We start from the raw sequence: 8,376 nt of genomic DNA on the forward strand, positions 1-8,376 counted from the left end.
GAGAATTCGCTGAGCGAACGCAGCGCGGTCTCGACCGGCCCGGTGCGGCAACCGGCGAGCGCGACCGCAAAGAAATTCATCAACGAACGCTTGGCCTGATGCCGCACCGGCAACGGGATATCTTCCCACCGCGCTGCTATAATGTTTCGAGCCAGGCTCTCGGTCACGCCAGGTTTATGCAACATCGTTATCCCCCCAGAAAGTTGGCCGGAGCATCGCAGGGTAACGAAAAAGCACAACCGGGCGTTCGGTAGACCGGGTAGGAAATTCTGCCCTATGGTGCGGGCCAATCATGGTGCAAACGAACACCAGACTTAAAAGGGTGGAAACCATGCAAACCCGTTCGAAGTGCCTTGCGCTGGCCGGACTAGTTCTGCCGCTTGCGCTTGCTGCCGTCCCGGCCACGAACCAGGCGCGCGCCGACGAATACCCGTCGCGCCCGATCCATTTGATCGTGCCGTTCGCGGCCGGCGGCTCCGCCGATTCAACGGCGCGTGTCCTTGCGGCACGTATTGGCAAGACGATCGGACAATCCATCGTGGTCGAGAACCGCACCGGCGGCGGCGCGATTATCGGCGCCGAATTCGTCAACAAAGCCGAGCCGGACGGCTATACGCTTTTGCTGGGACAGTCCGGGCCGATTTCGATCAACCCGGCCGTCTACAGGAACCTGCCCTACGATCCCATGAAGGATTTTGCGCCGGTATCCCTGACCACAACCTATCCCTACGTCATGGTCGTCAATCCATCGCTCGGCGTGAAGACGCTGAAAGAGTTCATCGCACTCGCCGCGAGCAAGCCCGGCGGATTGAACTACGGCACCACAGGCGTCGGTTCCTCCAACCATCTGGTCACCGAGTTGTTCGCGATCAGGACCGGCATCAAGATGACGCATATTCCCTATCGCGGCACCGCGCTGGCGGTGACCGACCTGCTCGCCGGCCAGGTGCAGATGGTGTTTTCCGATCCGATATCGGCGCTGCAATACGTGAAATCCGGCGCCCTGATCGCGCTGGCCGTGACCAGCAAGGATCGCTCGCCGGTCGCGCCCGATGTGCCGACGATTTCCGAAAGTGGCTATCCCGGTTTCGATGCGATTGCATGGCACGGAATCCTGGCGCCGGCCCGCACACCACCTGCCATCGTCGCCAAGCTTAACACAGAGATCGTGAAGGCCCTCAACGATCCCGGCACCAGGACGCTGCTGGAAACGCAGGCGATCCAGATCGTCGGCACTTCGCCGGCGGCTTTCGCCAGCTTCATCCAGCAGGATATAGCGATGTGGAAGGACGTGGCCGATCAGGCCAAGATAGAAGTGAGGTAATATACCTCACTTCTATCAGCATTGGGATGCGTCAGGCCCGTGTCATTTCAGGCCCGTGTCATTCGGCGGGTACCGCGTGCGGCAGGTCGTGCTGCGGAACGTAGACCGTGCTGGTGCCGAACTTGCCGATCGCGAGGAAGCCGGCCGCGACGACGGCGTAGGCCAGCGCGACGCTCGGCGTCACGCCGAAACCGCCGCCGATACCCACGGCCTCGCCATGCATGAAGCCGAAATAGGTCAGCACTGCGCCGGAGAAGGCAAAGGCCGACGCCTTGACGAAATCGCGCTCGATCACGAACACGCCGACCGCGCCGAGGATCAGGCCGGCGAGGATCGAGCCGCCGCCCATGACTTCGAGCCCGTGATAGAGCACGCCCTGTTGCGGCAGCGAGGCGATCGCCGCGGCCTTGACGTCGCCGACCTTGTCGGCGGCAAGACCGCCGACGGACTGCGCCGCATTGACGGTCGCGCCGAGCATGGTGTCGATTTGCAGCTTGGCCCACGCCGCCAGATGCGGCGTCAGGGCCAGCACGATCGCCGGCGCGTGCTTGATCGGCGTGGTCTGGAACGCCTGCGCGCCGATCAGCATGCCGATGTAAAGCAGGATCGGCGAGATCGCGACCACCGGCACCAGCGCCAGCAGCACCGAGATGATGCCGAACCAGGCCAGCACGATCACCATCAGTCCGGTCGCCGCCGAATAGCCGATCCGGCCGCCCATCGCCTTCCATCCGGGATGGCCGATATAAACCGCGTTGATGAAGGGATTTCCCATCAGGCAGCCGATCAGGCTGACGACGCCATCAGCGGTCAGCACCCGTGTGGTCGGATATTCGTCGCCCGCGGCCTCGGCGCTTTCGACGTTGTCCATGGCCTCGACGAGATCATAGATGCCGAACGGTATCGCGGTCACCAGAATGACGCCGAGGAACTCGAAGCCCGAGAATACTTGATTGACCGCAGGCAGCGGCACCGAGAAGCCGAAGCTCGCGAAGGCGTCGCCGACGCCCTTCACGCTCAGCCCCCCGAGCCCAAGACCGAACAGGTTCGATCCCCACGCGATCACCATGCCGACCGCGATGGCGACGAGACCGGCGGGGATTCCCTTGGGATATTTCACGCCGCCGAACCAGCTCACCAGGATGATGGCGAAGCAGACCAGACCGATCTGCGGCGTCATGTACATTTCCAGCGCCGGCCGCATCGAGATGAAGGTCACGGAGACACCGGCCAGCGTGCCGAGCAGGGCCGCGCGGGGCGTGATTTTCCGGATGTAGGGCGCGATAAAGCCGCCGATCATCAGGATGAAACTCTGGAAGAACACCCAGACCAGGCCGGCGGACCAGCCCTTCATGGGATCGCCGGTCTTGATGGTGATCGGCAGCATGATCACGAAGGTGACGATGAACATATGCGGCACGCTGACGCCCGACGGAAGCGCGCAGACATCGGTGCGGCCGGTTTTCTGCGCCAGCCGGTAGGCGAGCCAGGCGTAGTAAAGCGTCGACAGGCACATCATCAGGCCGAGCGCCGGCAGGATGCGGCCGAATACCAGCGAGTCCGGCATCTTCAGTACGAAGCGCAACAGCCCCGTCAACACCAGCATGTTGACCAGGATGTTGGTGCCGAAGCCAAAGAAGGCATTCCAGTCGCCCGGCGTCCACAATACTGGTTTAAAGCCGGCAGTCCCCGTCGTGCTCGTGCTCATCGTGATGCTCCCGCTGCCAAATGGTGTGAAGTCTCCAGTGCCATTGCCTTGAGAACCGCGGCGGAGTCGCTGACCCAGCCGAAGATGCCACCCTGGGCCTTGATCATTTTCAGGCCCATCTCGTGGAATTCGGGGAAATAGGAGGCGCAGCCATCGGACAGCACGACGCAGCGATAGCCGCGGTCGTTGGCCTCGCGCACGGTGGTATTGACGCAGACCTCGGTGGTCACGCCGCACACCAGCAAATTCTCGATGCCGTATTTCTGCAGGATGTCGCCGAGTTCGGTGGCGTAGAACGCGCCTTTTCCGGGCTTGTCGATCACGACCTCGGTGTCGAGCGGATAAAGTGCTGGAATGATGTCATGGCCGGCTTCGCCGCGGATCAGGATCCGCCCCATCGGACCGGGATCACCGATGCGCAGGCTCGGCGCGCCGCGCTCGATCTTTGCCGGCGGCGCGTCGGAAAGATCCGGCGAATGGCCCTCGCGGGTGTGCACGACCAGCATGCCGAGTTCGCGCGCGGCACTCAGCACCGACCCGATCGGCTTGACGGCGCGCGCCAGTTGCGAGACGTCATTGCCGAGTGTTTCGCCGAAACCGCCGGGCTCCATGAAGTCGCGCTGCATATCGATGATGACGAGGGCCGTGGCGGACCAATTGAGACTGATCGGCTCGGGCTCAGCGGCGACGATGCCACTGGAAAGCTTTGAGTTCGCCATAAGCACATGCCCCCACGCGTGAGAACTCTTAAAGGGGGGTTAAGCAAAGCCCGTGCCATTGTGTACAATGGCGTTCGGCGTTCGCGCGTTCGGGAATCTTCTGTATTTTCAGTCGGTTGCATTTTTAACTGACGTCTGCTTATTCCCTATGCGCAACCTTTCTGAAGTGCATTTGCTTATTCGTTGAGCGAGATGTTGCCTGTGTTCGCCGCGTAGGCAGACTCAGAACCGCAACACGGACGCGCCGCGAGCCCGTGCAATTCCGCGACCACGCCACGGCCGCCGGGCGTGACGCCGGAACCATCGCGGCAACGCATTGTTGCTGCCAAAATTTCTTATGAATCAAACGGTTCCGACGATTCCTTCGACGAGATACCCGGTGGGCTCGGGCGACGGATCGTCACGTCCGGTGTGCTTGCCTTGGTGGAACGTTTGTTGCTTGCTGAGGCTTGGGATATTTTAAATCGGGGGAGCTTTCGATGACCACCATCACCGCCGCGGCGCCGGTTGCGCGAAAGCCGCTGTATACTTCTCTGTTTGTTCAGGTTCTTGCCGCGCTGCTGCTGGGGATCGTGCTCGGGGTGTACGCCCGCGATTTTGCCATCAGCCTGAAGATATTCAGCGATGCCTTTCTGAAACTGATTTCGATGATCGTGGCGCCGATCGTGTTCTGCGTGGTCGTGCATGGCATCGCGGGTGCCGGCGACCTCAAAAAGGTCGGGCGGGTCGGCGTCAAGGCGCTGATCTATTTCGAGACCATGACCACGGTTGCGCTGATTGTCGGGCTGGTGCTGGCCTATTTGTTCGGCCCCGGCCATGGCATGAACATCGATACGTCCACACTGGATGCCAACGCGCTGAGCAGCTACGCCGAAAACGCCCACAAGCTGAAGGGCGGCGGTATCGGCAGCTTCCTGATGAACATCATCCCGACCACCTCGTTTGACGCGCTGTCGCGCAACGACGTGCTGCAGGTGCTGTTTTTCGCGATCCTGTTCGGCGTCGGCCTTGCTTTGGTCGGCGGCGAAAAGGGCGAGCGCATCAGTTCGCTGATCGATGCGGTATCGACCGTGCTGTTCCGGATCATGGGGCTGATCGTTCGCCTGGCGCCGCTCGGCGTGCTCGGCGCGGTCGCCTATACGGTCGGAGAATACGGCGTCGGCTCGCTCAAGCAACTGGCCTCGCTGGTCGCCCTGTTCTACGTCTCGCTCGCGATCTTCGTGCTCGGCGTGCTCGGCGGCGTGATGGCGCTTGCCGGACTGAACATCCTCAAATTCCTGGCCTATATGCGGGAGGAATTGACCATCGTTCTGGCGACTGCGTCATCGGATGCGGTGCTGCCGCAGATCATGCGCAAGCTCGAGCGGATGGGCGTGAAGGATTCGGTGGTCGGACTCGTGATCCCCACCGGTTATTCCTTCAACCTGGATGCGTTCTCGATCTATCTGACGCTGGCGGTCGTGTTCATCGCGCAGGCGACCAACACGCCGCTGTCATTCGGCGATCTGTTGCTGGTACTCGGCGTGTCCCTGGTCACGTCCAAAGGCGCCCATGGCGTTCCCGGCTCCGCCATCGTGATTCTCGCCGCCACGCTGAATGCGGTTCCGAGCATTCCGGCGATCGGGCTCGTGCTGGTGCTGTCGGTCGACTGGTTCATCGGCATGGCGCGCGCGCTCGGCAACCTGATCGGCAACTGCGTTGCGACCGTCGTCGTCGCCGCCTGGGAAGGCGATCTTGACCGCGACAAGGCCAGGCACGTTCTCGACGGCGATGTATTGGTCGACGTCACCGCGGGCTGATGAGATCGGGCCGCGCCGCAAAAGCGCGGTCACACTTTGGCGGATCGGACGCCAGGTTGGAAGTTTTCGATCAGCCGCAGCAGGACGCGCGCGCCGATATCGACGTCGGCCGTTTCCACGTGCTCGTCCGGATGGTGGCTGACGCCACCGCGGCAGCGCACGAACAGCATCGCGACGTCGGCGATGTCGATCATCGCCATGCCGTCATGCCCGGCGCCGCTCGGCAGTTCGAACACGCGGTGGCCTTCCGCCGCGACGGCCTCCGCGACCTGGGCCTTCAGCCACGGCGCGCATGGCACGGTGCGGTTTTCATGGGTCACGTCGACCTGCAGCACCAGCTTGCGGCGCCTGGCGACCGCCTCGATCTGCCGGACGATATCGGCTACCGCGCGCTTGCGATGCGCGTCCGTCGGCGCGCGAAGATCGATGGTAAAGGAGGCCTGTCCCGGGATGACGTTGGTCGCGCCGGGCATCGCGTGAATATATCCGACCGTGCCGACCAGCCCGCCATCATCGGTGCGGCATAATTCCTCGATCGTGGTGATGCATTCCGCGGCCCCTGCCAGCGCATCACGGCGCAGCAGCATCGGCACCGTGCCGGCATGGCCGGCCATCCCGGTCAGGTTCGCCGCAAGCCGCGTCGCACCCGCTATCGCCGTCACGACCCCGACCGGCAGATGTTCGGCTTCCAGCACCGGCCCCTGCTCGATGTGGAGTTCAACATAGGCCAGCAATTCGCTGGGGGCCCGCGCCGCCGCCCCGATATGGTCGGGATCCAGACCGAACGCGGAAAGCGCATCGCGCATCGAAATTCCGGCGCTGTCCTTTGAACCCAGCACGCGCTCGTTAAACGTTCCCGCGACCGCCCGGCTGCCCAGCAGCGTGGAAGCAAACCGGACCCCCTCCTCGTCGGCAAAACCGGTCACTTCGATCGCGAACGGCAGTCGCCGGCCTCTTCTGTGCAAATCGGCGACGCAGGAAATCGCCGTGATCAGCCCCAGCGGTCCGTCCCATTTGCCGGCGTCGCGCACGGTGTCGTAGTGCGAGCCCAGCATCAGACACGGCAGACCCGGACGCTCGCCTTCGTAACGGCCGCAGACATTTCCGATCGCGTCGAGGTGCGCGTGCAGTCCCGCGTCGCGCATCCAGGCCAGAATGAGGTCGGCCGCCGCGCGATGTTCGTGGGTCAGGAAAACGCGCGCAAGATGCTCTGGGGTTTCGGAGATCTGGCCCAGCCGGTTGATCCGCTCGACGATCTCATCGCCGAGGGATGAGTGCTGCAGCCCGGCGGTTTGCGCATTCATCTCACTCATGCTCTTCCAAATGATGCAGCCAACGCCGGTCCGCGCGGTTTTCGGCCTGTCGATACAAATTCGGTGCCAGCGGATCGGCGAATCCGACGGCGGCCCTTATTCCCTGACTGGTAGCAGCCTCAGCCCGGATGACCAGCCGGCAAATGAGCGGACGTGTCCGTTCAATCAATCCGGCGGGCGCGGTTGCGCGTCAAGGATTGCTTAACTCCCTTGCATACAATCAAGAAAAGTAGCCTAAATTTTAACCTCCAGAGAGCCTGCCCAAGTTTTAAACTGGAATCCGATACTTTTAAAAATATATAGATATCAATAGTTTAAAAGAGTATGCCTACCAAATAAGCTCTGGCATGAAGCTTGCGACGAAGGGTGTCGGGCTCCGCCGGGTCGGCGAAGTCGAGAATTAGCGGCGGTCCATCCGCCAAAGGGAGCAACCAATGGATTTTGGCAGGATTTCACGACGGCATCTTTTGCAAGGCAGCGCCGCGCTCACGCTCGGCACCGCGCTCGGCGGGCGTTCCGCATTCGCTGCGGATACCACGATCGGCTTCATCTATGTCGGGTCACGCGATGACTATGGCTACAACCAGGCTCACGCCGCGGGCGCCGCAGTCCTGAAGAAAATGCCCGGCCTCAAGGTGGTCGAAGAGGAAAAGGTGCCGGAAACCGACGCCGTCGAAAAGACGATGGAGTCGATGATCAATCTCGACGGCGCTTCGCTGCTGTTCCCGACATCGTTCGGATATTACAATCCGCACATGATCAAGATGGCGAACAAGTTCCCGAAGATACGCTTCGAGCATGCCGGCGGCCTGTGGACCGACAAGGATCCGAAGAACGCTGGAAGTTACTTCGGCTATATCGACGAGGCGCAGCACATTTCCGGCATCGTCGCTGGCTATACGTCCAAAACCGGCAAGCTCGGCTTCGTCGCCGCCAAGCCGATCCCACAGGTACTGCGCAACATCAATGCCTTCACGCTCGGCGCCAGGCTCGCCAACCCGAAGGCCACCACCCAGGTGATCTTCACCGGCGACTGGTCGATGCCGGTCAAGGAAGCCGAAGCCACCAACAGCCTGATTGATCAGGGGGTCGATGTTCTGACCTGTCACGTCGACGGGCCGAAGACCATGGTCGAGAACGCGGCGCGGCGCGGCGCGATGGTGTGCGGTTATCACGTCAATCAGTCGCCGCTCGCACCGAAAGCCTATCTCACCGGCGCGGAGTGGAACTGGGAAGCACTGTATCCGAAGTTCGTGAAGATGATCGCTTCCGGCGAAGGCATCCCGAACTTCTACCGTGGCGGCCTCAAGGAAGAGATCGTCAAGGTCTCTCCCTATGGCGAGGCGGTCTCGGCGGAAGCCCGCAAACATGCCGACGACATCAAGGCCAAGCTTACCGCAGGCACCTACACCATCTTCAAAGGTCCGATCATGGACAACAAGGGCAAAACCATGATCACGGCCGGAACCGAACGTGGCCAGAAGGATCCCGAACTCGAGAAGATGGACTATCT

At 62.0% G+C, this 8,376-nt stretch carries 6 protein-coding genes and 1 pseudogene; 3 read left to right on the top strand and 4 right to left on the bottom strand.

All coding sequences use genetic code 11. From position 1 onward, the window contains the following. Positions 1–185: pseudogene (locus ABR948_RS25620) on the bottom strand (MmgE/PrpD family protein); the annotation flags it as partial. A 146-nt stretch (positions 186–331) separates the two neighbouring features. On the opposite strand from ABR948_RS25620, the gene ABR948_RS25625 reads away from it, so the two are divergent. Next, positions 332–1,324, top strand: coding sequence for a Bug family tripartite tricarboxylate transporter substrate binding protein (locus ABR948_RS25625; RefSeq protein ID WP_428123301.1), 993 nt, complete (start codon positions 332–334; stop codon positions 1,322–1,324). Between the two features lie 58 nt (positions 1,325–1,382). Here ABR948_RS25625 and ABR948_RS25630 read toward each other — a convergent pair whose 3' ends face one another. Further along, positions 1,383–3,032 carry a regulator gene (locus tag ABR948_RS25630; protein ID WP_428123303.1) on the bottom strand — a complete coding sequence of 550 codons (1,650 nt, stop codon included), beginning with the start codon at positions 3,030–3,032 and terminating at the stop codon, positions 1,383–1,385. Continuing rightward, positions 3,029–3,751, bottom strand: coding sequence for a cysteine hydrolase family protein (locus tag ABR948_RS25635; protein ID WP_428123305.1), 723 nt, complete (start codon positions 3,749–3,751; stop codon positions 3,029–3,031). The genes ABR948_RS25630 and ABR948_RS25635 overlap by 4 nt, the downstream gene beginning before the upstream one ends. 479 nt (positions 3,752–4,230) lie before the next feature. Between ABR948_RS25635 and ABR948_RS25640 the strand changes: the two genes are divergently transcribed. Then, complete coding sequence (locus ABR948_RS25640; RefSeq protein ID WP_428123306.1) at positions 4,231–5,550, top strand: dicarboxylate/amino acid:cation symporter; 1,320 nt, start codon at positions 4,231–4,233, stop codon at positions 5,548–5,550. A gap of 29 nt (positions 5,551–5,579) precedes the next feature. On the opposite strand, the gene ABR948_RS25645 is transcribed toward ABR948_RS25640, so the two are convergent. Next, positions 5,580–6,854 (bottom strand): allantoate amidohydrolase, encoded by a 1,275-nt coding sequence (locus tag ABR948_RS25645; RefSeq protein ID WP_428123309.1) that lies wholly within the window; start codon positions 6,852–6,854, stop codon positions 5,580–5,582. Positions 6,855–7,297: 443 nt separating this feature from the next. On the opposite strand from ABR948_RS25645, the gene ABR948_RS25650 reads away from it, so the two are divergent. After that, positions 7,298–8,376 (top strand): BMP family ABC transporter substrate-binding protein (locus ABR948_RS25650; protein ID WP_428123308.1); only part of this gene is annotated, 1,079 nt, incomplete at its 3' end.

Source organism: Bradyrhizobium sp. (assembly GCF_050014615.1).
Classification (GTDB): domain Bacteria; phylum Pseudomonadota; class Alphaproteobacteria; order Rhizobiales; family Xanthobacteraceae; genus Bradyrhizobium.